This window comes from Gordonia sp. (in: high G+C Gram-positive bacteria), assembly GCF_047602025.1.
Lineage (GTDB): Bacteria > Actinomycetota > Actinomycetes > Mycobacteriales > Mycobacteriaceae > Gordonia.
In genome coordinates this window covers 1,330,597-1,354,037 of record NZ_JASGII010000001.1, presented here as the reverse complement: position 1 = coordinate 1,354,037, position 23,441 = coordinate 1,330,597, and the positions used below count along the sequence as shown (strand labels likewise).

The 23,441-nt window shown below is 70.7% G+C and carries 25 protein-coding genes and 1 tRNA gene; 2 read left to right on the top strand and 24 right to left on the bottom strand.

What is annotated here, in order from left to right; translation table 11 throughout:
- Nucleotides 1-5 precede the first annotated feature (5 nt).
- The 3 genes from QM728_RS06725 to QM728_RS06715 are packed head-to-tail and all read right to left on the bottom strand — an operon-like array spanning nt 6 to nt 1,837.
- Nucleotides 6-569, bottom strand: coding sequence for a DUF1622 domain-containing protein (locus QM728_RS06725; protein ID WP_415031263.1), 564 nt, complete (start codon nt 567-569; stop codon nt 6-8).
- Between the two features lie 16 nt (nt 570-585).
- The gene (locus QM728_RS06720; RefSeq protein WP_415031262.1) at nt 586-1,557 is read right to left on the bottom strand and encodes a quinone oxidoreductase family protein; all 972 of its coding nucleotides are present in this window, start codon (nt 1,555-1,557) and stop codon (nt 586-588) included.
- Between the two features lie 4 nt (nt 1,558-1,561).
- Nucleotides 1,562-1,837 (bottom strand): DUF2277 domain-containing protein, encoded by a 276-nt coding sequence (locus QM728_RS06715; RefSeq protein WP_415031261.1) that lies wholly within the window; start codon nt 1,835-1,837, stop codon nt 1,562-1,564.
- A 66-nt stretch (nt 1,838-1,903) separates the two neighbouring features.
- Here QM728_RS06715 and QM728_RS06710 point away from each other — a divergent pair, with 66 nt between their 5' ends.
- Complete coding sequence (locus QM728_RS06710) at nt 1,904-2,488, top strand: ASCH domain-containing protein (protein ID WP_415031260.1); 585 nt, start codon at nt 1,904-1,906, stop codon at nt 2,486-2,488.
- Between the two features lie 133 nt (nt 2,489-2,621).
- On the opposite strand, the gene QM728_RS06705 is transcribed toward QM728_RS06710, so the two are convergent.
- The 4 genes from QM728_RS06705 to QM728_RS06690 all read right to left on the bottom strand — a co-directional run bounded on the left by QM728_RS06705 (nt 2,622) and on the right by QM728_RS06690 (nt 7,180).
- Nucleotides 2,622-3,461: a Fic/DOC family protein gene (locus QM728_RS06705; protein ID WP_415031259.1), complete on the bottom strand. Its 840-nt coding sequence runs from the start codon at nt 3,459-3,461 to the stop codon at nt 2,622-2,624.
- Nucleotides 3,458-4,468, bottom strand: coding sequence for a putative nucleotidyltransferase substrate binding domain-containing protein (locus QM728_RS06700; protein ID WP_415031258.1), 1,011 nt, complete (start codon nt 4,466-4,468; stop codon nt 3,458-3,460). Before QM728_RS06700 ends, QM728_RS06705 begins: the two co-directional genes overlap by 4 nt.
- Nucleotides 4,469-4,593: 125 nt before the next feature.
- The gene (locus QM728_RS06695) at nt 4,594-6,873 is read right to left on the bottom strand and encodes an ATP-binding cassette domain-containing protein (RefSeq protein WP_415031257.1); all 2,280 of its coding nucleotides are present in this window, start codon (nt 6,871-6,873) and stop codon (nt 4,594-4,596) included.
- A 19-nt stretch (nt 6,874-6,892) separates the two neighbouring features.
- Nucleotides 6,893-7,180 (bottom strand): 4a-hydroxytetrahydrobiopterin dehydratase, encoded by a 288-nt coding sequence (locus QM728_RS06690; protein WP_415031256.1) that lies wholly within the window; start codon nt 7,178-7,180, stop codon nt 6,893-6,895.
- Nucleotides 7,181-7,288: 108 nt separating this feature from the next.
- Between QM728_RS06690 and QM728_RS06685 the strand changes: the two genes are divergently transcribed.
- Nucleotides 7,289-7,915 (top strand): alpha-ketoglutarate-dependent dioxygenase AlkB, encoded by a 627-nt coding sequence (locus QM728_RS06685; RefSeq protein WP_415031255.1) that lies wholly within the window; start codon nt 7,289-7,291, stop codon nt 7,913-7,915.
- Nucleotides 7,916-7,918: 3 nt separating this feature from the next.
- Here the strand turns inward: QM728_RS06685 and QM728_RS06680 are convergent, their stop codons facing one another.
- The 17 genes from QM728_RS06680 to QM728_RS06600 form a co-directional block, all read right to left on the bottom strand.
- Nucleotides 7,919-9,148, bottom strand: a complete 1,230-nt coding sequence (locus QM728_RS06680; protein ID WP_415031254.1) for an adenylate/guanylate cyclase domain-containing protein — start codon at nt 9,146-9,148, stop codon at nt 7,919-7,921.
- Between the two features lie 90 nt (nt 9,149-9,238).
- Nucleotides 9,239-9,646: a group I intron-associated PD-(D/E)XK endonuclease gene (locus QM728_RS06675; protein WP_415032846.1), complete on the bottom strand. Its 408-nt coding sequence runs from the start codon at nt 9,644-9,646 to the stop codon at nt 9,239-9,241.
- A 276-nt stretch (nt 9,647-9,922) separates the two neighbouring features.
- A tRNA-Pro gene (locus QM728_RS06670) sits at nt 9,923-9,996 on the bottom strand.
- Between the two features lie 68 nt (nt 9,997-10,064).
- On the bottom strand, nt 10,065-10,850 hold the full coding sequence (locus tag QM728_RS06665) for a heme ABC transporter ATP-binding protein (protein ID WP_415031253.1): 786 nt from the start codon (nt 10,848-10,850) through the stop codon (nt 10,065-10,067).
- Entirely contained in the window at nt 10,847-11,905 is a 1,059-nt protein-coding gene (locus QM728_RS06660) for a FecCD family ABC transporter permease (RefSeq protein WP_415031252.1), read from the bottom strand. Before QM728_RS06660 ends, QM728_RS06665 begins: the two co-directional genes overlap by 4 nt.
- 5 nt (nt 11,906-11,910) lie before the next feature.
- Nucleotides 11,911-12,951 carry a heme/hemin ABC transporter substrate-binding protein gene (locus QM728_RS06655; RefSeq protein ID WP_415031251.1) on the bottom strand — a complete coding sequence of 347 codons (1,041 nt, stop codon included), beginning with the start codon at nt 12,949-12,951 and terminating at the stop codon, nt 11,911-11,913.
- 19 nt (nt 12,952-12,970) lie between these two features.
- Nucleotides 12,971-13,405: a hypothetical protein gene (locus QM728_RS06650; RefSeq protein ID WP_415031250.1), complete on the bottom strand. Its 435-nt coding sequence runs from the start codon at nt 13,403-13,405 to the stop codon at nt 12,971-12,973.
- Nucleotides 13,406-13,476: 71 nt separating this feature from the next.
- Complete coding sequence (gene der / locus QM728_RS06645) at nt 13,477-14,916, bottom strand: ribosome biogenesis GTPase Der (RefSeq protein WP_415031249.1); 1,440 nt, start codon at nt 14,914-14,916, stop codon at nt 13,477-13,479.
- Nucleotides 14,913-15,620: a (d)CMP kinase gene (gene cmk / locus QM728_RS06640; protein ID WP_415031248.1), complete on the bottom strand. Its 708-nt coding sequence runs from the start codon at nt 15,618-15,620 to the stop codon at nt 14,913-14,915. Before cmk ends, der begins: the two co-directional genes overlap by 4 nt.
- Nucleotides 15,617-16,582 (bottom strand): pseudouridine synthase, encoded by a 966-nt coding sequence (locus QM728_RS06635; RefSeq protein ID WP_415031247.1) that lies wholly within the window; start codon nt 16,580-16,582, stop codon nt 15,617-15,619. The genes cmk and QM728_RS06635 overlap by 4 nt, the downstream gene beginning before the upstream one ends.
- Nucleotides 16,583-16,585: 3 nt before the next feature.
- A complete protein-coding gene (gene scpB / locus QM728_RS06630) occupies nt 16,586-17,299 on the bottom strand; it encodes an SMC-Scp complex subunit ScpB (protein ID WP_415031246.1) in 714 nt (237 codons plus the stop codon).
- Complete coding sequence (locus QM728_RS06625) at nt 17,296-18,111, bottom strand: segregation and condensation protein A (RefSeq protein ID WP_415031245.1); 816 nt, start codon at nt 18,109-18,111, stop codon at nt 17,296-17,298. Before QM728_RS06625 ends, scpB begins: the two co-directional genes overlap by 4 nt.
- Nucleotides 18,108-19,040, bottom strand: coding sequence for a ParA family protein (locus QM728_RS06620; RefSeq protein ID WP_415031244.1), 933 nt, complete (start codon nt 19,038-19,040; stop codon nt 18,108-18,110). The genes QM728_RS06625 and QM728_RS06620 overlap by 4 nt, the downstream gene beginning before the upstream one ends.
- A 40-nt stretch (nt 19,041-19,080) precedes the next feature.
- Nucleotides 19,081-20,016, bottom strand: coding sequence for a site-specific tyrosine recombinase XerD (gene xerD, locus QM728_RS06615; protein ID WP_415032845.1), 936 nt, complete (start codon nt 20,014-20,016; stop codon nt 19,081-19,083).
- The gene (locus QM728_RS06610; protein ID WP_415031243.1) at nt 20,013-20,648 is read right to left on the bottom strand and encodes an NUDIX domain-containing protein; all 636 of its coding nucleotides are present in this window, start codon (nt 20,646-20,648) and stop codon (nt 20,013-20,015) included. The genes xerD and QM728_RS06610 overlap by 4 nt, the downstream gene beginning before the upstream one ends.
- Nucleotides 20,649-20,652: 4 nt before the next feature.
- Nucleotides 20,653-22,383 carry a CTP synthase gene (locus QM728_RS06605; RefSeq protein WP_415031242.1) on the bottom strand — a complete coding sequence of 577 codons (1,731 nt, stop codon included), beginning with the start codon at nt 22,381-22,383 and terminating at the stop codon, nt 20,653-20,655.
- Nucleotides 22,384-22,521: 138 nt separating this feature from the next.
- Nucleotides 22,522-23,439: a copper transporter gene (locus QM728_RS06600; protein ID WP_415031241.1), complete on the bottom strand. Its 918-nt coding sequence runs from the start codon at nt 23,437-23,439 to the stop codon at nt 22,522-22,524.
- Between the last annotated feature and the right edge of the window lie 2 nt (nt 23,440-23,441).

Sequence of the window (23,441 nt, the reverse complement as noted above, 5' to 3'; positions counted from 1 at the left end):
CGCACTCAGGCCTTGGTGTCGGTGGCCGGCGGATGGGCCTTGGCCGTGCGCTTCTTGGCCCCGGCCTTTTTCGCGGCCCGCTTCGTGCCGGCGGGCGCCTTGTGCGCCGCCCGCTTGCGGGTCGTCGTGTGGGACGCCTTCTGAGCGGTCGTCGGCGACGGGGCGCGACGGGCCTGGCGTCGCTCGCGCTCCTTGGTCACATTGCGGCCAAGGACCGATGCTCCCGACTCGGTGAGCGCCCGCTTCCACGGCAACGTCCCGTCGATCTCGATCTGGATCGACATGCTCAGGATGGTCCGCAGCAACACGATGATGGCGAGGACGGTGACGTTCTCCACCGACGGCTCCGACGTGACCGTGCGGATCAGGTCGGCGGCGACCAGGATTTCCAGCCCCAGCAGGATGGCGCCGCCGAGGGAGTTGCGGAGCAGGCCGAAGGAGCCGCCCTCCCCGTCGACAAACCGCTGGGCGGCCAGGTAGAACGCGATCAGGAAGCCGATGATCATCGCGAGGACCCCGAGCGCCTCGAAACCCGTGGCGACGTTGTCGAACACCTCGTGGATCTTCATGCTGCGATCCTATGGGCTAATCGAGCGTGACGACGACTTTGCCGGTCAGGTCCGGCGCGTCCAGCCGGTCCTGGATGCGGTCGGGGTCGGACCAGGGCGCGGTGCAGTCGATCACGGGGCGAACCTCGCCCCGTTCCGCGGCGGGCAGGGCCGCGGGCAGCAGGCCCGCGATCACCCCGGCCATGTGGTCGGGTCGGCTGAAGCCGAACGAGACGCCGTGGACCGTCAGGTTCCGATAGGACAGCGCGTACAGGTCCACGGTCGAGGGCGCGCCCGCGAGCCGGCCGATGTTGACGACGTGGCCGAACTGCTTGGTGGCCGGAAGGCAGGCGGCGAAGGTACTGCCGCCGAGGTGGTCCAGGACGACGTCGACGCCGTCTCCCCCGGTGGCGTCGAGCACCGCCCGCGTGAGATCGGTCTCGGGCACCAGCACCACCGTGTCGACGCCCGCCGCGCGCAGTGTCGCCGCCTTCGCTGGTGTGCGGGTGGTGCCGATGACCGCCGCGCCGCCCAGCGCCTTGACCAGTTGGCAGCCGATCAGCCCGATCCCCGTCGACGCACCGGTGATCAGCACGGTCTGCCCGGCGGTAAATCCGGCGGCGGCCAGGGCACCGTGCTCGGTGAGCAGGCCGGTGGGCAGCGCGCACGCCACCTCGGGAGCCAGGCCGTTGCGCGGCAGGACGAACCGGTGATCGGCCACGACGAACTCGGCGAACGATTCCGGCGTCGTGCCCATCACGGGATCGCCCACCTGCCACGAGTCCACGCCCGCTCCGACGGCGGCGACCTCGCCCGCGTACTCGTAGCCGGCGACGTAGCGCTCACCGGTGCCGCCGCTGGCGGGATCGGCGGCGCGCAGCACTCCCAGGTCGGCGTTGTTGGTGGCGGCGGCCCGGTTGCGAATCACCACCTGGCCGGGTCCCGGAGTCGGACGCGGCACCTCGCCGAGCACCCACGACGGTCCCACCCCACCGACTAGGGCGCGCATGGTGTCAGCCGGCATAGCGGCCGGCCGCGATCGCCCGCGCCCGTTTCTTCTCTGCCTCCGCCTCGCGGTTCTTCGGCGGAGCGGTGGTCACCAGGGCGTCCAGGAGGTGCTGGGTGCTGTGTGCGACTTCGGCAACCGCGCGATCAAACGCCTCTTGATTGGCCTTGGACGGCTTGGTCGTTCCGGCGATCTTCCGGACGTACTGGAGGGCCGCGGCGGTGACCTCGTCACTCGTCGCCGGCGGATCGAAGTTGTGGAGCGTGTGGATGTTCCGGCACATGCCGGCAACGCTACGCCCGACCACCGCCCGGGACAGCGGATCGGGTCGGGGTGCAGAATCGACTGCGTGCTGATTTCTCGCCCCATCGCCGACGGTATTCGTGCGGGCACCGTCGCCGCGCAGTACCGGAAGTGGGACTCACCGCGGGTCACCGTCGGCGGAACGCAGGTGACGTCGGCGGGGGTCGTCCGATTCGCCGGAGTGACGCGCGTCGACGACGTCGACGGGATCAGCGACGAGCAGGCGCGCGCTGCGGGAATGGCCGACGCCGACACGCTGCGCGCCGCGCTGGCGAAGAGCCGCCGGGGCGCCCACGTCTACCGCGTGGACCTCGTGTGGGTCAGCGAGGACCCGCGCGTCGAACTGCGCAACACCCTGCCGGACGACGCGGAGTGCGCGCAGATCGCCACCCGGCTCGGGCGGTTGGATCGCCGCGCGACCGGTCCGTGGACGCGCGACATCCTGGAGTGGATCCGGGACAACCCACGGGTGGTGTCCACCCGCCTGGCCGAACAGCGCGGCGTCGACCGAGCCGCCATGAAGGTCGACATCCGCAAGCTCAAGGCCCTCGGACTGACCATCAGCCACGACGTCGGCTACCAGGTCTCACCGCGCGGCGAGGCCTACTTGAGGTGGCTCGCCGCCCGGTGACGGCGCGTCGGCGCGCTACTTGCCGCAGCCGCAGCTGGCGCCCGAACCGCACTTGCAGTTCGGACCGCAGGTGCAGTTGCTACAGGTGCACTTCGGGTTGCCGCAGGCGTTCTTCTCGTTGCTCATGCCCTCATCATATGCCTCCGGGCGCATATATCCACCCGGTTCGGCGTTTTGCGGCCGAAGGTCCCGCACCGCGCTCGACCAAGACCGGCTCGAACAGCGCGCGCAACGGTTCGGCGGCCGGCCCGACGATCGTGGCGCGCTCGATCGACTCGCGCGATGCGCCGACCCACTCGTCGCGACTGATTCCGGACAGGTCCAACCACAGCCCGGCCCGCATGGCGATCAGCTGCAGTACGAGGGTCCCGGTGCGCCCGTTACCCTCCCGGAACGGGTGCACGTGGTTGTAGTCGGCGTAGATCTGCGCGAGGCGGTGCGCCATCGCCGTGCGGTCGTAGCCGGCCGCACACACCCAGGCCTCGGCGACGTCGCGGTGGACTCGGGCCAGGCCCGCGTCGAGTTCGTCCACGGCCCGGAATCGGACCCCGGGCTTGGCGATCTCGATGGTGCGCGGTTCCCCGGCCCATGGATAGACGTCGGCGAACAACGACCGGTGGACGTCGGTGACGTCGACCGTGCCCGGCGGAGCGGCCAGCAGTCGCACGGCGCGTCCGGCGCTGATGGCGTGTTCGGCGCTGGTGAGCACCCGTTGCGTGTGCAGACCGAGGTTGTTCTGCAGGACGTCGGTGCCGCGGATGAGGTAGGGCCGGCGGCGCGCGAGGACCGGTGACCGCGGCGGCTCGGCCTCGACGTAGCGGTGCCGGCACTGCGCGAGGTAGTCCTGGACGGTGATGTCCTCGGCCGCCAGGTCGACCAGCGCCGTCGTCTCATCCGGTGTCGGCGCCCACCCTTCCAGTCGCTGTGCCGCGGCGACCCAAGACGCGATCGCCCGCGCCGCGCCGGCGCTCATCGGATCTCCGTCGGCCCGACGTAGCGGAGCACGCGCTGGGCGCCGAGAACCTCGCGACCGGCACTGCGCAACAGGGCCCGGTCATGGGGGGCGAATTCGCGCAGCGGGATCACCTCGACCGAGCGGCTGCCGTCGGGCCACCCGCTGCGCCGCAATGCCCATCGGAGACCGGTGGCGGCCGCATAGGCCCGCCCCAGGGCGGCCCAGTCGATCTCGGGCAGCACGTCGTCGTCGACCGCGAGTCGCCCGAGGGTCGACCGCTCGGCGGAGCCGCCCAACACCGCCTTCAGGCGGGCCATCCGTGCGATGGGGTCCAAGATCGACCGTTTGACGTCGACGACGTCGCCGCGCCGGGTGAGCACGGCGAGGCGGGCCGGCACCGCCTCGCGGACGGCGGCGGCGTCCTGGGCCATCGCGCGGCGCAACTCCACGTGCCGCCCCGCGGCCGCGAGCATCTGCGCCGCGATGTCGAAGTCGCCGGCCGAGCCCGATTCCACTGGGCGCGAGTCGAGCGTGAGCCCGGCCATCACCACCCCGCGATCGACGGCGGGGTCGGCCGCCCATCCCTCGACCGCCGTCGTCCAGCCCGCCGCCGTCCGACAGCAGCGGGCGCGACTGGCTATGGCCCCGTTCCCGTCGGGCGGCAGACCGGCCCGTTCAAGCAGCTCGTGCACCCGGGCGGCGGCGCCCTGCACGTCGCGGCCCCGCGCCCCGCCGCCGCTGTACTCGATGAGGGTCTCGACGTCGGCGCCCGGCAGTCCCTCGCCGCGACCGCAGCTGCCGGTGATGTGCCACTGCCAGGTGGTGCCCGCCGGCGGCCCGATGAGCCGCACGGCCGCCGCGACTGTTTCGATCACCAGCGCGGACCACCAGCACGCCGCCTCCGCGGCCTCGGTGCGCTCGGCGGGCAGCGCCGCCAGGGCGGTTTGAACCGTGCCGACCAGGTCGTCCGGTCCCGCCGCTTCGCGGATCGCCGCAAGCGCGTCGTCGGGCACGGCACTGTTCATGGAGATGATTCTGTCCGTGCGGCGCGCACCGCGGCAAACCAGATCGGGTGGTTACACAGCTTCGTAATCACCAGTTTTCCTGGCCGAAACGCCGAGCCCGAACCGGGTGTTCGAGCAGCGTCGGACTACTCGGAACCCGTCGCGATGGCCAGGGCGCGACCAGTCAGCGAATCCCCGCGGGCGACCAGCTCGTCGGGCCGTCCCGCGAACAACAGGCGGCCGCCGTCCGTGCCCGCGCCGGGGCCGATGTCGATGACGTGATCGGCCCGCGCCACGACGCGCAGGTTGTGCTCGACGACGACCAGCGTCGCCCCGCCGTCGACGAGATCGTCGAACAGTGCGTTGATCCGGTCCACGTCGCCCGGGTGCAGGCCCGTCGTCGGCTCGTCCAGCACGATCCGCTCGTCGGCCAGCTCGGGCGAGCCGCTCAGGTGCCGGGCCAGCAGGAGTCGCTGCTTCTCCCCGCCGGAGAGCGTGTCGAGCGACTGCCCGACCGCGGTGTAGCCGAGGCCCACCCGCTCCAGCCACACCATCGCGGCGGCGATATCGGGTTGATCGGCGAACAGCTCGCCCACCTCCGGCGCCGCCATGTGCAGCACATCCGCGATCGAGCGCCCGTCGAGCTGCACGCCGAGGGCCGTCTCGTTGAACCGCGCGCCCCCACAGACGTCGCACGGCGTCGACACGTCGTCGAGGAAGGCGAGCTCGGTGGTGATGAAGCCCTTGCCCTTGCACGCCGGGCAGCCGCCCTTCGAGTTGAAGCTGAACCATGACGGCTCCAGCCCTGACGCCGACGCGAACACCGACCGCACCCGGTCGGCGACGCCGAGGATGCTGAGCGAGGTCGAGCGCACCCCGCCGTGCAGCGGGTCCTGCCCGACAACGGTGAACTCGGGGTGCTGGTGCGGCAGCTCCTCGGTGGCCAGCGACGACTTGCCCGAGCCGGCCACACCGGTGACGGCGGTCAGCACGCCGAGCGGCACGTCGACGTCGAACCCGGTCAGGTTGTTCGCCGAGGCGGCGCGGATCGTGACGCTGCCCGTCGGGGCGCGCACGTCGGACTTGAGGACCAACGGGCGCGACAGCAGTCGGCCGGTGAGCGTCGAGCTCGCCATCAGTTGTTTCGGGGTGCCCTCGAACTGGACCTCGCCGCCCGCCGCGCCGGCGCCGGGACCCATGTCGATGACGTGGTCGGCGGCGGCGATGACCTGGGGGTGGTGTTCGACGACGAGCACGGTGTTGCCCGCGTCGCGCAGGCGGGCGAGCAGCGCGTTGAGCCGCTGGACGTCGGCGGGGTGCAGGCCGGTGGACGGCTCGTCGAAGACGTAGGTGACGTCGGTGAGGGCACTGCCGAGGTGTCGGACAATCTTCACGCGCTGCGCCTCGCCGCCGGACAGAGTGCCTGACTGGCGGTCGAGGGAGAGGTAGCCCAGGCCCACCGACAGCAGCGCGTCGAGCGTCCGGCGGATGTTCTCCACGGCCGGCGCGACGCGCGGGTCGTCGAGCTCGCCCACCAGCTTGCGCAGCCCGGCCACCGACATCGCCGACCAGTCGACGATCGATCGCCCGTCGATCAGACTCGCCCGGGCCGCGGCGTTCACCCGTGCCCCGCCGCAGGCCGTGCACGGCCGACGGGTCATCAGCGGGTCGAGTTCCTCGCGCACGGCGGCCGAGGTCTTCGGATGGTTCTTCACGTACACGTCGCGCATGCGGGTGACCACGCCGTCGAAGCGGGCGGTCGCCGGGAACTCCGGGTCCGGGTTCGGCAGCTTGAGTTGATCGGCGTAGAGGAACAGGTCCATTTCCTCGTCGGTGTAGTCCTTGAGCGGTTTGCTGCGGTCGAACAGGCCGCAGTAGGCGAACCGCTTCCACCGGTAGACCCCGGGGCGGAACTGGCTGAAGCGCACCGGACCCTCGTCGATGTTCTTCTCCGGGTCGATCAGCTCGTCGACGTCGATGTCGACCACCGTGCCTAGGCCTTCACATTCGGGGCACATCCCGGCGGGGTCGTTGAACGAGTACGCCGGCGAATAGCCGGCCGACGGCTCCCCGATCCGCGAAAACACCAGGCGCAGGAGCGGGGCCACGTCGGCAGCGGTTGCGACGGTGGACCGCGCGTTTCCGGTGAAGCGCCGCTGGTCGATCAGCGCGGTGAAGGTGAGCCCCGACATGGACTGCACCTCCGGGGCCGGCATCTGTGGCAGTCGATTGCGGACGAAGACCGAATAGGAGTCGTTGACCAGCCGCTGCGCCTCCGCCGCGATCGTGTCCAGGACCAGCGACGACTTCCCCGATCCGGACAGGCCGGTGACCACCGTGAAGGCCTGTTTGGGTACGTCGACGCTGATGTTGCGGAGGTTGTTCGTCGTCGCGCCGACGACGGAGATGACCGGCTGATGCGCCATGGGCTATACGGTAACGCGGCTACGCGGGCTCGATCTCCAGCTCGGCGGCGATTCTGGAGATCGTCTCCGCGAGTGCGATGTCCGCATCGCTAAGGCCGTCGATCGCGTGGGTGATGAGGCTCAGCCCGACAGTGCCATAGCGGAAGTCAATGTCCGGGTGGTGGTCGGCAGCTTCGGCCTCGCCGACGATCCGGTTCACGAACTCGAGCCCGCGGACCATCGACGCGGTCCGGAACGATGCCGACAGACGCCCGTCGACGACACGCCACGGTTCCGGCGCCGAGGCTTCCGCCTCCGCCGCCGACATCGCGGAGTACCTCCGACCAGCCATACACCGGTTCTACCAGGGCCGTAGTCGAGACACACCCCCATCGATTAGCTCATTTGTTCTAATTGAGTGGGTAGTGTGCGGTACATGACCTCCGGGTTCCAGGACACGCTGTTCAGCACGGCCGATGCCGAGCCGAGCATCGTCGGCTTCGGCGGCGTCGCGCGGACCGCACTCGACGACGCCGCCTGGGTCGACGTCGTGCCGGGGTGGCTCACCGGCTCGGCCGGGCTGTACGACCACCTCCGCGCCGCCGTGCCCTGGCGCCACGAGCAGCGGAAGATGTACGACCGCGTGCTCGACGTTCCACGCCTGGTCTGCCACTACTACGAACGCGACGCGCTCCCCGATCCCCTGCTCGACGCGATGCGCGAGGAGCTGAGCGGGCACTACCGCGACGAGCTGCCCGCCGGTTTCGCCACCGCCGGACTGTGTTGCTACCGCGACGGGAACGACAGCGTCGCATGGCACGGCGACCGGATCGGCCGCGGGCGACATTCGGACACCCTGGTCGCGATCGTGTCCCTCGGCGCCCCTCGCTCGCTGTTGCTGCGCCCGCGCGACGGCGGCTCCTCCCGTCGGTTCCCACTCGGCTCCGGCGACCTGCTCGTGATGGGCGGCTCCTGCCAGCGGACCTGGGACCATGCCGTGCCGAAGGAACGGTGCGCCGGTGCGCGCATCAGCATCCAGTTCCGCCCCAGCGGCGTGTGGTGATGGTCAGTCGCGCTGTCCGGTGAGGAACCAGGTGCGCTGCTCGCCCTTCCCCTTCACCGCCACCGACCCGCGCTCGGCGAAGGTGAACCCGTCGGCCAGCCGTTCGCGCACGTCTTCGGTGACCTGGATGCGGCCCGGAACACCCGTCGACTCCATGCGCGAGGCGAGGTTCACCGCGTCGCCCCACACGTCGTAGAAGAACTTCTTCGCCCCGACGACCCCGGCGACGACGGGGCCACAGGCGAGGCCGACCCGCATCGGCAACACCTCATCGCCCGCCACCGCCACGTCGGTGACCACCCGCCGCATGTCGAGCGCGAACCGGGCCAGTGCGCCCAGGTGATCGACCCGGGGCTCTGGCACCCCGCTCACGACCATGTACGAGTCGCCGGTGGTCTTGATCTTCTCCAGGCCGTGGCTCTCGACCAGGTTGTCGAGCTCGGTGTAGAGCCGGTTGAGGAAGCGCACGACATCCGTCGGCGATGTTCGGCTCGACATCGCCGTGAACCCGGCGATATCGGCGAACAGGATGGACACGTCGTCGTAGGCGTCGGCGACGTCGTCGTGGGCCGGGTCCTTGAGCCGCTCGGCAATCGGGCGCGGCAAGATGTTGTCCAGGAGCGCCTCGGACCGGTCGTACTCCGCTTCCAGCGCGTCTTCGGCGCGCTGGATCTGCAGCAGTCCATAGCTGGCGATTCCGACGGCCAGCAGGCAGGCGGCCGCCGCGTTGACGGCGAACCCCGTGCGCATGAACCACTCGGGCACCCGATGCGTGTCGGCGGGAACAGTCAGGTGGAGCACGATGATGGCACCGATGGCCACCGCGAGTGCGGCAGCGGTGAAGGGCCATCGTCGGATGCCGACGACCATGGGCGCGGCGCCCGCCATGATCACGAAGTAGAGGAACATCCCCGCCCCGGTGCCGAGCAACACCGTGATGACCACCAGCACGACCGTGGCCACGACGATGAACCCGACGGCGGGCGCCAGCGGCGATACGTGGTTGAGCAGCGGGACCAGGGCGAAGCCCGCGGCGATGGCCAGGTTGACCAGGCCGATCCGCGCCTGCGATCCGCCGGCGACCAGCGAGGATGTCGCAAACCCGAGACTGATCAACGCAGCTGCGTACGACGCGAGGGCGATGAGGCGTTGGCCGCGTTGTTCGGCGGCAGTGGGCGGCCGGACCGGTGATCCGGCAACGCACCGGTCCCGGAACTCGTCCTCGGCCGTCATGCCGGAAGCCTAACGCGGCGCGACCCGCCGTCTCGGCGTAACGCGTCGGGGCACCGAGTCCCCCGGCGGTGCCTCGACTCGACCGTGGACTTAGGGCGCGGCCACCGCCACCGGCTGGTCTCCGGCTGACCCCACTCGGTAGCGCGTATACGCGCTGAGATGGATCGCGTGCTTGCCACGAACTACCGCTATTGGGATCACGTAGTAGTTCAACGCACCATCAACGACAAAGAAGTCGTCGACTTCTGAAGGTTCGTATAACCGCCGCTGGCGCCGCGTCACGGATAAGTACGCCTTCCAACTGTCCCCCGCACGAACCGTGGTTGTCTTCACCTGGACGCGGCGAGTGTCCCCGCCAAAGTGCACGACTAGGTCGTATCGACTCGGTTCCAGCGGCCATGCCACCTCTGCTCCGCAGAGGGTGTACCACGCAGCGGCCAGCAGCGATCCTCCTCGCGACAAGTGCGCGAGGCAGGGCTCGAACCGGCGAGGCGGCATCACCTGCGGTACCGGCGGAGTACTCGGCACCGACCGAAAGTGGTTGTACGGCAAGCCGATGGCGTCGGCTCGCGCACGGACCGAGGTGATCGCGCTGCCCGAGTGGGCCTTCAACCCAATGCTGCGGAGGACGCCCCGCCAACTAGTTGACGCGGCCACCGCAGCGGCGAGCTCGCGATCGGAATACGTCGCTGGCCTGGACATACTCCAGACCCTATGTTCGCCGTCTGACACAAAGAGGCCGCTCCCGAATCCGGGAACGACCTCTGACCTGTGTCGGGCTGACAGGATTTGAACCTGCGACCACCTGACCCCCAGTCAGGTGCGCTACCAAACTGCGCCACAGCCCGTTGCTCGTGAGAGCGAGGATCACTTTATCGCACGGGCGCCGCGCCGAACGAATCGCCTCGCGGCGGTGTCAATCGCGGTCGCGCCGCGGCAGCACGACGTGCTGTCCATCGATGTCGTGGGTGCGCATCGGCAGGCCGTAAACCTCGGTGACGCGCTCTGCGGTCAGCGTCTCCCGCGGTACGCCGACGGCGACGAGACGACCGGTGCCGTGGTCGTCGGGGGCCAGTACCGCGACGCGATCGCTGTACGCGGCGGCGAGATTGAGGTCGTGCACGACGACCAGGGCGGCGGCGCCCTCGTCGACCTGCCCGCGCACGATCGCCATGACCTGTTCCTGGTAGTGCGGGTCCATCGCGGCAGTCGGCTCGTCGAGGATGAGGATCGGCGTCCCCTGGGCGAGCACGCGGGCCAGCGCCACCCGGCCCCGCTCGCCGCCGGACAGGCTGGCGAAGCTGCGCCGGCGGAAGTCGGTGACGTCGCAGGCCGTCATCGCCGCTGCCACCGCCTCCTCGTCCTCGTGGCGCTTGTCCGTACGCGCCCACGCGTGGCGGGCCATCTCGACGACCTCGCCGCAGGTGAAGGTGAACCCGATCGTGTGCTCCTGCGGCAGGACGGCGCGCCGCTGCGCCTGCTGGATCGTGGACAGGCCCGCTATCGACTCGCCCGCCAATTCCACGCGGCCCGAGGCGACGGGCAGCGTGCCGGCGACCGCCGATACCAACGTCGACTTCCCCGCCCCGTTGGGTCCGACGAGGCAGACCAGTTCGCCCGCTTCCAGATCCAGCGAGACGTCGGCCACGACGGTGCGCTCACCGCGCGCGACCGTCAACCCCTCGATCCGCAGCGCGGTCACGACCAGCCCCCGCGCTTCATCTCGCGGCGCAGCAAGAGCAGGAAGACCGGTCCGCCGACGAGGCTGGTGATCATGCCCAGCGGGAGCTCCCCGTAGGGCACCAGCGTCCGCGATGCGAGATCGGCGGCGGTCAAGAAACCGGCGCCGGCGATGGCACTCGCCGGGATGAGCACCGCGTGCCGCGGCCCGACGATCAACCGCATGAAGTGCGGGACGACCAGCCCGACGAACAGGATGATCCCGCAGAAACTCACGGCGGCGGCGGTGAGCAGCGCGACGATCACGATCGATATCCGGCGCAGCTTCTCGACGTCGACGCCCAGGTGCCCGGCGGTGTACTCCCCCAGCGACAACAGGTCGATCCGGCGGGCCAGCAGCATCGACGCGGCTAGGCCGACGAGCACGAGGGCGGCCACGAGGAGGACCTGGTCCATCGTCGCGCGGTTGAGGCTGCCCATCTGCCAGAAGACGATCTGGTCGCGCGCCGCCGGTGTCGCCCGATAGGTGAAGAAGGCGATGAGCCCGCCGGCGAAGGCGTTCACCGCGATTCCGGTGAGGATCAGGCTGACGACCTGCGTGCGCCCGGCCGTCCGCGCCGCCAGGTACACCAGCAGGGTCGTCACCAGGCCCGCGGCAAACGCGCCGCCGGCCACGTAGTACCCGGCGGCGCCCAGCCCGCCGACGGCGATGACGGCTGCGGCGCCGGCCGCGGCACCCGAGGAGACGCCGATGACGCCCGGCTCGGCCAGCGGATTGGCGAACACGCCCTGCAGCACGGCCCCCGCGCAGCCCAGCGCCGCCCCGACGGCGAGCGCCAGGTAGACGCGCGGCACGCGCACCTGCCACAGCGTGTCCTCGTTCCCCTGTGACGGCAGCGGCCCCCACGGGAGCGACACGTGGTGCAGGAGCGAGCCGACGACCTCGCCCACCGGGATCGGGTTCTGGCCGATTGCCAGCGCGTAGACGGTGATGAGCAGCGTGAGGGCGATCAGCACGGCGAACGCCGCCCCGGCGCGCACGCGTCGGATCTCCCCCGTCGACTTCCCGGTTGCCACGGCTCTCACCCCCGATAGATCGCGGTCGCCAGGGCGAGTGCGACGTCGCCGGTCCGAGAGCCGAAGGTCAGCACCTGTCCGTCGGCCATGTCGATCACGGTGCGCGAGCTCCCGGCGGGGGTCTGTGCGACGCCCGGCACGCGGAGCAGACCGTCGACGCCGCCGACGGATTTGAGTCCCTCGGTCATCATCAGGATTACGTCGGGCGCGGCCTTGATCAGCCCTTCGGCGGTGAGCGAGGTGTACGGCTCCTTCAGCCCGGCCGCGGTCCCGGCGTCGACGCCGCCGAGGAACTCGATCATCTCCGACGCCCCGGAACCCGGGCCGCCGAGGATCATCAACCCCGTGCCCCGGGCGTAGAGGAAGGCGATCTTCGGCTTCGACCGCAGCGGCGGGACCATGTTCTTCGCCGCGGTGATCTGCTGCTCGGTGCGGCGGACGAGCGCCTCGCCGTCCGCGCGCAGCCCCACCGCGGCGGCGGTGGACCGCAATTGCGCCGCGGTGCCGTCGAGCGTGCGCGTGGACTCGCCCAGCACGACGGGGATCCGGGCGGCGCGCAGCCGGGCCGTCAGCATCGACACCGACGGCAGCGAGGCGTCGGCGAGGACGAGCGTCGGGCGCAACGCGAGCAGCGCCTCCAGGTTGGCGTTGCTGCCGTCGGGCGTCAGCACGGGGATTCCCATCGCCGCCGGAAACTTGGTCGCGATGTCCCGCCCGACAAGGTTCGGACCCAGGCCCAGCGCGAAGACCGTCGTGCCGTAGGTGCCGAAGCGGTCCAGCGCGACGATGCGGCTGACGTCGGTGACGGTCACGGCGGGGCCGTCGACCGACGGCACGGTGACCGGCAGTTTCGGCACCGGGTTCGTCGTGATCGGTACCGGGTCCTGCGCGACGGCCGCGGTACGCGGACCGGGCGGTACCACCACCATCGGCGCCGACGGCCCGCCGACGTCGAGCGGTGCCACCGTGCAGCCGACGAGCACCGCGCAGCACGCCACGAGAAGACCTAGCGCGGCAGGCGCGCCGCGCCCGGTCCGAATCCTCATGTGTGCGAGTGCGCCGCGATCAGTGCGCGTGCGCGGAACCCATGCCGACGAGCGCCTCGGCGGACTCCGGTGCCAGCTTCCAGTCCTCGCCGACCTTGGTGAAGGTGTACGGCACGGTCACCGGGGCGGGTGCGTGCGGGCTGGCGACCTCGACCTGTGCGACGGCCTTGTTGTCACCCTCGGCCTTCACCGACTTCACGGTGAACTTGTCCGGGGTGTACCCGCCGTGGGCCGCGCCCTGGGCGAATCCCTGCAGCTTCGGGCCCCACGCCGGGTCCGGCGAGTCGACCAGCTTGGCCGCGGCCTCGGGGGTGGTCGCCGGGTCGACGACGGTCCGCAGGATCTCCTGCGCCTTGGCGTCCGACAGCGTGTCGGACGACGTGCAACCGGTGGCGCCGAACAGGCCGACGACGGCGAAGAGGGCGATGAGCACACCCGCGATGCGACGGTTCATTAAGCTTTTCCTTTCATCGGTCCGGCGCCGTACGGCGTCGGCTAAGGCCATCCTAACCACCGCGTCGGCGGTCAGCGCTTGCGCCGCTGCTCCCGTTTGTCGCGGACGCGGACGTTGACCCGGATCGGCGAGCCGTGGAAGCCGAACTCCTCGCGCAGCCGGCGCTCCAGGAAGCGTCGGTAGCCCGCCTCCAGGAACCCGGTGGTGAACAGCACGAACGTCGGCGGACGCGTGGCCGCCTGGGTGGCGAACATGATCCGCGGCTGACGACCGCCGCGCACCGGCGGCGGATTGGCCGCGACGACCTCTTTGATCCAGTTGTTGAGCCGGCCGGTGCCGATGCGTTCATCCCACGACGCCAACGACTCCTCGAGCGCCGGAACGAGCTTCTGCACCGCGCGACCGGTCATCGCCGAGATGTTGATCCGCGACGCCCACTGCGCGCGGCTCAACTCGCGGTCGATCTCCTTGTCCAGCGCGTAGCGCCGGTCCTCGTCGACGAGGTCCCACTTGTTGAAGGCGATGACCAGCGCCCGGCCGGTCTCGACGACCATGCTCAGGATCCGCAGGTCCTGCTCGGACAGCGGCTCCGACGCGTCGATCAGCAGGATCGCCACCTCGGCGGCCTCCAGCGCAGACCGCGTGCGCAGCGACGCGTAGTACTCGTGGCCCGACGCGGTGCGCACCTTGCGACGCAACCCGGCGGTGTCGACGAACTGCCACACCTTGCCGTCGAGCTCGATGAGCTCGTCGACCGGGTCGACGGTCGTGCCGGCGACGTTGTCGACGACCGAGCGCTCCTGGCCGGCGAGCTTGTTGAGCAGCGAACTCTTGCCGACGTTGGGCTTGCCGACGAGGGCGACGCGGCGAGGTCCGCCGGTGGGCGCCGACACGCGGGTCCGCTCGGGCAGCACCTTGAGGACCTCGTCGAGCAGGTCGCCGGCACCGCGACCGTGGGCCGCCGACACCGGGAGCGGCTCCCCCAACCCCAACGACCACAGCGCGGCCGCCTCGGCCTCGACCCGGTCGCTGTCGACCTTATTGGCAGCGAGCAGCACGGGCACCTTGGCCCGGCGCAGCACGCGCGCCACGGCCTCGTCGGTGGCCGTCGCTCCGACCGTCGCGTCGACGACGAGGATGATGGCGTCCACCGCGGTCATCGCCCGCTCGGCCTGATCGGCGACGGCCTGCTGCAAGCCCTTGGCGTCGGGTTCCCAGCCGCCGGTGTCCACGACCATGAAGTTCCGGCCGTTCCAACTCGCCGGGTAGGACACCCGGTCGCGGGTCACGCCGGGCAGGTCCTCGACGACGGCCTCACGACGACCGAGGAATCGATTGACGAGCGTCGACTTGCCGACGTTGGGCCGGCCGACGATCGCCACCGACGGGAGCGCCGCATCGCCCTCGGCCGCGGCGTCATCGCCGACCGCGTCGACGACGTCCCAGTCGGACTCGTCGGTCCACACCCCGTCGCCGGGAAGGGAGTCGGCTCCCACTGCCTCGTCGGTCACCGGTCCACTCCGATCCTCGTCTCGACCATCCCGGTCAGGGCGGCCAGCACCTCGTTCAACGTGAGCGCACTGGTGTCCAGCTCGATCGCGTCGTCGGCTTTGCGCAGCGGCGACGCCGCCCGCGTCGAATCGAGGTGATCGCGGCGGTTCACGCTGGCCAACACCTCGTCGAGGTCGCTGTCGCGCCCGGCCGCCAGGTTCTGCCGGTGCCGGCGCTGCGCGCGGGCCTCGGGCGTCGCGGTCAGGAAGACCTTCAACGCGGCGTCGGGGAACACGACGGTTCCGATGTCGCGCCCCTCGACGACGACTAACCGATCGGCGGCCACCCGGCGCTGCAAGTCGACCATCTGGCCGCGCACCCGCGGGTTCGCCGACACCGCGGACACCGCATCGGTGACATCGCCGCCGCGGATCGCCTGCGACACGTCCTCGTCGTCCAACAGCACGACGGTGTCGCCGTCGCGGTCGCGCAGATCGATCTCCAGTCCCGACACCAGCTCGGCGACCGCGTCGGCGTCGTTGGGCGCGATCCCGGCGCGCAGCACCGCGAGGGTCGCCGCGCGGTACATCGCCCCGGTGTCGAGGTACTGCGCCCCCACCTCATCGGCCAGCAGGCGCGACACCGAGGACTTGCCGGTCCCGGCGGGTCCGTCGATCGCGACCACCCGGGTCTGGTCGCCGGTCGGCTCCTCCACGGTGCTCACAGGCCCACCGCCTGGTAGAGCGCGCCGATCTCGTCTTTGCCGAGAACCCGGATCGAGCCGGGCCGCTGATCGCCGAGCGGCACCGGGCCGACGTCGGTGCGGACCAGGCGCGTCACCGGGAAGCCCAGGTGCGCCATCAACCGGCGGACGATGCGGTTGCGGCCCTCGTGCAGCGTGATCCGCACGAGCGACGAACCGTCGAACACCTGCAGTGGCACGAACTCGTCGACCCGCACCGGGCCGTCGTCGAGTTCGATGCCGTCGCGCAGTTGGCGCGCGAGCCCGCGCGGCACCTCGCCGCGCACGGTGGCCAGGTAGGTCTTGGGCACCTCGAAGGACGGGTGCATCAACCGGTGCGCGAGTTCGCCGTCGTTGGTGAGCAGCAGCAGGCCCTCGGTCTCCGCGTCGAGTCGGCCGACGTGGAACAGGCGCTGCCCGGCCATCACCCGCTCGGCCACCAGGTCGCCGACGCACGGCCGACCCTGGTCGTCGGCCATCGTCGAGTGGTAGCCGGCGGGCTTGTTGAGCGCGAGATAGGTCATGTCCTCGTCGACCAGCACGCGGATGCCGTCGACGCGGACGATCACCCGGTGCGGGTCGACGCGCATGCCCTGCTCGGTGACGACGACGCCGTCGACGCTGACGCGACCGGCGGCGATCATCTCCTCGGCACCGCGGCGCGATGCGACGCCCGCCGACGCCAGGATCTTCTGCAACCGGGTGCCGCGCGGATCGTACGGATCGTCGCCGGCGCCGGCGGCACCGATGAACTCGCCCTCGTCGGGCACCGGGTCGGGCCGCTTGGGCCGGGCGGGTTTGGCGTTGTTGAGGCGCACCTTGCCGGACTCGACGTCGACGCGCGAGCGGCCGCGCGGCTTGCCGCCCTTGCGGTGAGCCTTTGCGCCGCCCTTGGCGCCTGTTCGTCGTGATCCCGGTGTGCCGTCTCGGCTAGCGGATGCCATGTCTTAGTCCTGCTCGTCTGAATCGGCGGGAGCGGCGGGTTCGCCGTCGTCCTGCGCGGTGCTGCCGTCCGATTCTGCCCGCCCGGCGGAGAGTTTGGCGAATCGCGGATCGGAGGTCAGCTCGTCGGAGAGGTCCTCGATGAGGTCGACGTCGGGCAGCAGCGGTCCGAGGTCGGGCAGCTCGCCCAACGACGCGAGACCGAGGCGCTCCAGGAACAGCTCGGTGGTGCCGTAGGTGGTGGCGGAGGTCTGCGGGTCGGTGCCGACCTCGTTGATCAGGCCGCGGGCGACGAGCGTGCGGATGACGCCGTCGACGTTGACGCCGCGGATGGCCGAGACGCGGGCGCGGCTGACCGGCTGACGGTAGGCGATGACCGCCAGCGTCTCAAGGGCCGCGCGGGTCAGTTTGGTGCGGGCACCGTCGAGAAGAAGGCGCTCGACGTAGGGCGCGAATTCGGCGCGCGTGTAGAAGCGCCAGCCGTCGGCCGTGTTGCGCAGGTCGATGCCGCTGCCCGCGGTCGTGAGCTCCTCGGCCATCGCGACCAGCATCTCCTTGACGCGCAGCCGGTCCTGCTCGGTGGCGGTGGCGAGTTCCTCGACGGACACCGGGGTGTCGACGACGAGCAGCACCGCCTCGAGCGCCGAGCGCAGCTCGTGGTCGTCGAGGATGATCGCACCCTCGGAGTCGAGGGTGGTCTGGGCCGCCTCGTCGCTCATCCGTAGTCCTCCACTCGGTCCATGCTCAGTTCCTCGGGGTCGCGGTCCCCGGTCCAGTTGACGGTCAACTCCCCCAGCGCCTCCTCCTGCACGAAGCCGACCGCGCGCTCGCGGTAGAGCTCCAACAGGCCCAGGAAGCGGGCAACGACCTCCAGCCCGTTCGTGCACTCGGCGACGAGCTGGGCGAAGGTCAGCGTGCCGCCGGGCGCGTCGCGCAGCAGGACGGAGATCCGCTTGGCCTGCTCGGGCACCGAGACCTTGGGGATGTGCAGGTGGTCGAGGCCGACGGTCGGCACCGGCTTCGGCGTGAGCGCGGTGGCCGCCACTTCGGCGAATCCCCTCGGGTCGACGCCGAGGGTCACCTCGGGCAGCAGCTCGGCGAAGTGGTCCTCGAGCGCGACGGCGCGCGGGTAGCGCTGCAGGGCCGACGCCTCCAGCTCGGCGAAGAGTTCGGCGACCTGCTTGTAGGCGCGGTACTGCAGCAGCCGGGCGAACAGCAGGTCGCGCGCCTCGAGCAGCGCGAGGTCCTCGGGGTCGTCCACCTCGCCCGACGGCAGCAACCGAGCCGCCTTGAGGTCGAGCAGGGTGGCGGCGACGACGAGGAACTCCGTCGTCTGCTCGAGGTCCATGTGCTCGCCCATCTCGCGGGTATAGGCGATGAAGTCGTCAGTGACCTCGTGCAGCGCGACCTGGGTGACGTCAAGGCGGTGCTGGCTGATCAGGTTCAGCAGCAGGTCGAACGGACCGTCGAAATTGTCCAGGTGGACGCGGAAGCCCTGTTCGGCGTCGTCACCAGTCGTGGTGACCGTCATCGCCGCTCGGCGTCGCGCTCGATGACCTCGGCGGCAACGCTGCGGTAAGCCTTGGCGCCGGTCGACTTCGGCGCCCAGGAGATGATCGGCTCGCCGGCGACACTGGTCTCCGGGAAGCGGACGGTGCGGTTGATCGAGGTGTCGAAGACGACGTCGCCGAAGACCTCGACGACGCGGGCCATGACGTCGCGGGAGTGCACGGTGCGCGGATCGAACATCGTCGCCAGGATGCCACCGATCTCGAGGTCCGGGTTCAGCCGCTCGCGCACCTTGTCGATGGTGTCGGTGAGCAGGGCCAGGCCGCGGAGGCTGAAGTACTCGCACTCCATCGGGATGAGCACACTGTCCGCGCAGGCCAGGGCGTTGACGGTCAGCAGGCCCAGCGACGGCTGGCAGTCGATCAGGATGTAGTCGTAGCGGTCGACGACCGGGTGCAACGCGCGACCCAGGGTCTGCTCGCGGCCGACCTCGTTGACCAATTGGATCTCGGCGGCCGAGAGGTCGATGTTGCTGGGCAGCAGGTCCATGCCCTCGACGCGGGTGCGCTGCAGGACGTCGTCGATCGATGCGAGCGGCGGCACCAGCAGGTTGTGCACGGTCTCGTCGAGCTCGTGGTGCGCGACGCCCAGTCCGGCCGACAGCGCGCCCTGCGGGTCGAGGTCGACGAGCAGCACCCGGCGGCCGTATTCGGCGAGTGCGGCGCCGATGTTGATCGTCGACGTCGTCTTGCCGACGCCGCCCTTCTGGTTGCAGACCGCGATGATGGTGGCCGGGCCGTGCGACTTGAGCGGCTTCGGCTGCGGGATCTTGCGCAGGGGGCGGCCGGTCGGGCCCAGTTTGCCCTCGTCGGCGGGGGCGGCGTCGGCTTCGTCGTCGGCGCCGGGACTGGCGACCGACAGTCGGTATTTGTCGACTTCCGGCGTGCTCACAGACCGCTCCCCCTTCTTCCGCTCGATGGTGGTGTCCACCCTAGCGGGCACGCGGGTGGGCCGTGGCGTAGACCTCGCGCATTGTGGTCACGGTGACCAGCGTGTAGACCTGCGTCGTGGTCACCGAGGCGTGACCGAGAAGTTCCTGGACGACGCGCACGTCGGCGCCGCCGTCGAGCAGGTGGGTGGCGAAGCTGTGCCGCAGCGTGTGCGGGGAGACGGCCGACGTGACACCGGCCCGCTGTGCCGCGTCGGCCAGGATCTGCCACGCGCTTTGCCGCGACAGCCGGCCGCCGCGCACGTTGAGGAAGACCGCGGGACCGCTGCGCGCGGTGGCCAGACCCGGGCGAGCGCGGACGAGATACGCCTGCACGGCGTCGATTGCGGGACCGCCGACGGGCACCAGGCGCTGCTTGCCGCCCTTGCCGCGCAGCAGCACGGTGCGGTGCTCGAGGTCGAGGTCGTCGATGTCGAGCGAGGTGACCTCGGAGATGCGGGCGCCGCAGCTGTAGAGCAGTTCGAGCAGGGCCCGATCGCGCAGGCCGCGCGGGTCGTCGCCGCCCGCGTTGGCGAGGATGGCGTCGACCTCGTCGATGGACAGCGCCTTGGGCAGTCGTTGCGCCGGCTTGGGGGGACGGACCGCGTGGGCGGCGTCGGTGGCGGCGATGCCCTCGGCGACGGCGAACTTGTGCAGGCCGCGGGTGGCGACCAGCGTGCGCGCGATTGAGCTCTCGGCGAGCGGGGTCGCGCCCTTCCCCTCCGCGTTCCCCTCCCCGGAGCGCAGCGCCACCAGGAAGTCGCGCACGTGGGCCTCCTCGACGTCGCCCAGATCGGTGATGCCCCGCGTCGCCAGGTATTCGCGGTAGCGGCGCAGGTCGCGACGGTAGGAGGCCGCGGTGTTGTCGGCCACGCCGCGCTCGACCACCAGGTGGTCGAGGTAGCGGCTCACCTGCTCGTCGAGGCGGGTCCCGGTCAGGACTCGCCTCGCGCTTTGCGGTCGTCGAAGGCCGTGGGCCGGTCGGTCCAGGGAGCATCCACCGCACGCGGCGCGACGCCCTGCTCGACGACGCGGGCCGCCGCCAGCAGCCCGGCCACCGCGGTCGCGTTGACGATCTCGCCGGACAGCGCCATGGCGACGGCCTCGGCGAGCGGCTTCCAGACGAGCGCGAGGTCGGCTTCTTCGTCGTGGCGCTCGGCGGCGGGGAGTTCACTCAGCCCGCGGGCGAGGTAGACGCGCAGGGCCTCGTCGGTGAAGCCCGGGGACAGCACGAGGTCGACCAGCACGTCCCAGTCCTGCGCGGCGAGGTCGACCTCCTCGGCCAGTTCGCGCTTGGCGGCGTCGACCGGCTGCTCCCCCGGCTCGTCCAGGAGGCCGGCGGGCAACTCCCACAGCCGACGGCCGACGGGGTGGCGGTACTGCTCGATCAGTGCGACGCGGCCGGCGTCGTCGAGGGCGACGACGGCGACTGCCCCGGGGTGCTCGACGACTTCGCGCCGCGCCACCCGTCCGCCGGGCATCGCCACGTCGTCGACGCGCAGCACGACGATGGCGCCGTCATAGCGGACGTCGGAATCGACGACGGCGAAGTCGTGCGGGGTTCCCGACACCGGACTAGTCCGACTGGTCCGCGGCGACCGCGACGGTCTCCTCGGTGCGGCCGGGGATCTCGACCGGGAGCCGCTCGGCGGCCTTGTACTCCAGTGCCGCGGCGATCAGGCTGGCAAACAGCGGGTGCGGCCGCGTCGGGCGGGACTTGAGCTCGGGGTGCGCCTGGGTGGCGACCAGGAACGGGTGCGCGTCCTTCGGGTATTCGACGAACTCGACGAGGTGCCCGTCGGGCGAGGTGCCGGAGAACACGAGGCCGGACTCGGCGATCTTCTCGCGATAGGCGTTGTTGACCTCGTAGCGGTGCCGGTGGCGCTCGGTGACCTCGGTCTCGCCGTAGGCCTCCGCCACCTGCGTACCCTCGCCCAGCACGGCCGGGTAGGACCCGAGGCGCATCGTGCCGCCGAGGTCGGCATCACCGGACACGGCTTCTTCCTGGTCGGCCATGACCGAGATGACCGGGTGGGTGGAGTTGGCGTCGAACTCGGCCGAATTGGCGTCGTCGAAGCCGACCGAGCGGGCCGCCTCGATGACGACGCACTGCAGGCCGAGGCAGATGCCCAGCAGCGGGATCCCGCGACGGCGGGCGTAACGGATGGCACCGACCTTGCCTTCGATGCCGCGGATGCCGAAGCCGCCGGGCACCAGGATCGCGTCGACGTCGCCGAGCTCCGCCTGCGCCCCGGCGTCGGTGGCGCAGAGGTCGGACTGGACCCACACGATCTCGGTGCGCGCACGGTGGGCGAAACCGCCGGCCCGGATCGCCTCGGTCACCGACAGGTAGGCGTCGGGAAGGTCGACGTACTTGCCGACGAGGGCGACGCGGACCGTCTCCTGCGGCTCGTGCACGCGGTGCAACAGCTCGCCCCACACCGACCAGTCGACGTCGCGGAACGGCAAGCCGAGCTTGCGCACCACGTAGGCGTCGAGGCTCTCGGCGTGCAGCACCTTGGGGATGTCGTAGATGCTCGGGGCGTCGGGAGTGGAGATGACGCCCTCGATGTCGACGTCGCACATGAGCGCGATCTTCTGCTTGAGCGCCTCGGGGACGTCGCGGTCGCAGCGCAGGATGAGGGCGTCGGGCTGGATGCCGATGTTGCGCAGCGCGGCCACCGAGTGCTGGGTGGGCTTGGTCTTCAGCTCGCCGGACGGCGCCAGGAAGGGCACCAGGGAGACGTGCAGGAAGAAGACGTTGTCGCGGCCGACGTCGTGGCGGATCTGGCGGGCCGCCTCGAGGAACGGCTGCGATTCGATGTCGCCGACGGTGCCGCCGATCTCGGTGATGACGACGTCGGGGCGCACGCCGTCGTCGCCGGGCTCGCGCATGTCCAGGACGCGGCGCTTGATCTCGTCGGTGATGTGCGGGATGACCTGCACGGTCTGGCCCAGGTACTCGCCGCGACGCTCCTTGGCGATGACGGTCGAGTACACCTGGCCGGTGGTGACGTTCGCGGCCTGCGACAGGTTCACGTCGAGGAAGCGCTCGTAGTGGCCGACGTCGAGGTCGGTCTCGGCGCCGTCCTCGGTGACGAAGACCTCGCCGTGCTGGAACGGGTCCATCGTGCCGGGGTCGACGTTCAGGTAGGGGTCGAGCTTCTGCATCGTGACGTGCAAGCCGCGTGCGGTGAGGAGTTGTCCGAGACTGGAGGCCGTCAGGCCCTTGCCCAGCGATGACGCGACGCCGCCGGTGACGAAGATGTGTTTGGTGCCAGCACTTCCGTGGCGCAAAGGTCGCAAGCGGACTCTCCCGATCGGTATCGATCCGGGGCCGAAAAACCCCGATTACCTACGGGACTTCACGGTAACACCTCGCGGCGCGAATCGTGCATCTGGCGCTCCGTGCGGAGTGTCACCGCAATTGGGTCGCCGCACCGCTCAGGCCGGCGGGGTGATCGCCGTCGCACCCGAGCCGACGCCGTACGCGGCGGGCTTGCCCTGGTTGGCCGCGCGCAGCGCCAGGACGGTGGTGATCCGCCCGATCGGCTGGTTCACGTTGTCGACGGTGGCCACCGAGTTGCCCAACGACGGGTCCGCGCGCACGACGGCGATGGGCGAGCCGCCCTTGGCCGATCCGACGCGGCCGGTGAGGACGCCGCCGAGTCCGCGAGCGGCAAAGGAGCCGGCGAAGCGGCCGACGAGCTGCCCCTGGGCGCCGGAGTCCGTGGGGAATGCATCGCCGGTGACGATGACGGCGAGCTGCCCGGGGTTGAGCGCCCGGTCGGTGAACGTGATGAATCCGCCGTCGCGCACCGATTGCAGGCCCGCATCGTATTCGGGGCCGGGGATGTTGCCCCGGCCGACGCCCTCCTGCAGGAGCAGGCCCAGCAGGTCGCCCAGGCGGCCGCCGGAGTCGGTGAGCTCGGGGCGCAGCGCCTTGCCCTGCGGGATCGAGTTGTCGACGATCGAGCGCAACTTGTCGCCCTCGCGGTCGGCCAGCAGCTTGGTGGTCAGCCCCAGCTGGCCGGAGAACTTCGCACCGGCCGCCGACAGGGCCTCCTTCACCGCGGTGACGTCGTCCTCGGCGGCGTTCGGCGCGGTCACGACGACGACGCTGCGGTCCTTCAACTGGTCCTTGAGCAATCGCGGGGCCACCGCGTGGGCGAAGCCGTCGGCCGCATTGCGGGCCGAATTGGCCTCGTCGAGCTGGTCGTTGAGCTCGCCGAGCCGGTCACGACTGGTACCGGTCAGCGAGTTGACCTTGTCGCCGATGAAGCCGGTGCCCAGGAACAGTCCGACGACGAGGGCGGCGAAGACCGCCACCAGCGAGATGGCGTGTTGGCGCAGGGAGATCAACG